Origin of the sequence: Kitasatospora sp. NPDC004799 (assembly GCF_040609095.1) — a bacterium.
Taxonomy (GTDB): Bacteria; Actinomycetota; Actinomycetes; order Streptomycetales; family Streptomycetaceae; genus Kitasatospora.
On the sequence record NZ_JBEXJK010000771.1, the window covers coordinates 1 to 1613 of the forward strand.

The 1613-nt window shown below is 78.9% G+C and carries 1 protein-coding gene and 1 pseudogene; both read left to right on the forward strand.

Annotated elements, in window-relative coordinates:
- Positions 1 to 476: pseudogene (locus tag ABZW03_RS40680) on the forward strand (hypothetical protein); the annotation flags it as partial.
- Positions 473 to 1613 (forward strand): GNAT family N-acetyltransferase (locus ABZW03_RS40685; RefSeq protein ID WP_355269888.1); only part of this gene is annotated, 1141 nt, incomplete at its 3' end. The pseudogene ABZW03_RS40680 and the gene ABZW03_RS40685, both read left to right, overlap by 4 nt.

Sequence of the window (1613 nt, forward strand, 5' to 3'; positions counted from 1 at the left end):
CCGCGCCGGCGGCGGTCCCGACCACGCCGCGGCCGCGCCGTGAGGAGCCGGCCGAGGCCTCCGCCGGGGCCGAGCCCGGCTCCGCGTCCCCGGCGGCCGGGCCCGGGAACAAGCCCGCGGCCGAGGGGACGAAGGCCGGAGGGACGGCGACCGGGCAGGCGAAGCCCGCGGAGGCGAAGGCCGGGGAGACGAAGGCAGGGGAGACGAAGGGCGGAGGCGGGAAGGCCGGGAAGAAGACCGGCGGGAAGCCCGTCGAGCCCGCGGCGGCCGAGCAGCCCCCGGCCCAGGACCAGGCCCCCGCCCCCTCGGCCCCCGCTGCCGGGACCCCTGCCACCGAGATCCCCGCCCCCTCGGCCCCGGCCACCGGGACCCCCGCCACCGAGATCCCCGCCCCCTCGGCCCCCGCCGTCGAGGCCGACGCCACCGGGGCCCGGCCCGCCGCCCAGCAGAAGGCCCCGGCCGGGAGCGGCCGATGAGCACCGAGACCCGCAGAAGCGGCCTGCCCGCCCAGACGACGGCGCCGGCCTGGACCACCGAGCTGCGGTCCGAGGACGACGCCCTGGACGCCCTCGCCGAGGAGTGGGACGACCTGAGCGCCCGCTGCCGGACCGCCACCTTCTTCCAGGCCGCCGACTGGCAGCGCTCCTGGTGGCGCCACTACGGCCGCCCCGGCAGCCTCCTCGTGGTGCTGGTCCGCCGGTCCGGCCGGCTGGTCGGCGCGGGCGCCTTCGTGCGCCGCGGCGGGCCGCTCGGCGGCCTGACCGGCCTCGGCGGCGGGCTGGTCGACTACACCGACGTCCTGCTCGACGACGAGCACGCCGACCGGGCCGCCGCCGAGTTCGCCGCCGCGCTCCCGCTCACCCGCCCCTGGCACTGGCTGGACCTGCGCGAGGTGCACCCCGACGCGGCGGTGCAGCGGGTGTACCAGCACTGGCGCGGCAGCCGCCGCCGCTACCAGGACTCGCTCTGCCAGTACCTGCCGGCCGTCCCGATGGACCGGCTGCTCAAGCGGGTGCCCGGCAAGACCGCCCAGCGCAGCCGGGTGAAGCTCCGCAAGATCGCCGAGGCCGGGGTGACGGTCCGCGCGACCCCGGTGGCCGAGGTGCCGCAGGCGCTGGAGGGGCTGCTGCGGCTGCACTTCCTGCAGTGGCAGGCGCGCGGCGTGACGCCCGAGCACCGCACCGAGCGGTTCGCCCGGCACCTGACCGAGTCCACCACCGGGCTGGTCGCCGCCGGCCGGGCCGCCGTCCACCAGTTCCACCTGGACGGCCAGCTGGTCGCGGTGAACCTGCTGCTGCTCTGCCCGTCCTTCGGCGGGCTGTACATGTACGGCGCGCACCCGGTGCTGCGCGAGCGGCTGGACATCGCCGGACTGCTGTTCAGCGCGGCGCTGGACGAGACGGTCGGCGCGGGCGTCCCGGTGCTGGGCCTGCTGCGCGGCCAGGAGCCGTACAAGCAGCGCTGGCGCCCGGAGCAGCTGCGCAACCAGCGGCTGCTGCTCGGCCCGGCGGGGGCGGCGCCGGGGGCCGCCGTCCGGGCCGGGGCGGTGCGCGCCCGGCAGGCGGCGGCGCACCAGCTGCGCACCCGCTTCCCCCGGCTCAAGGAGGCGCTGC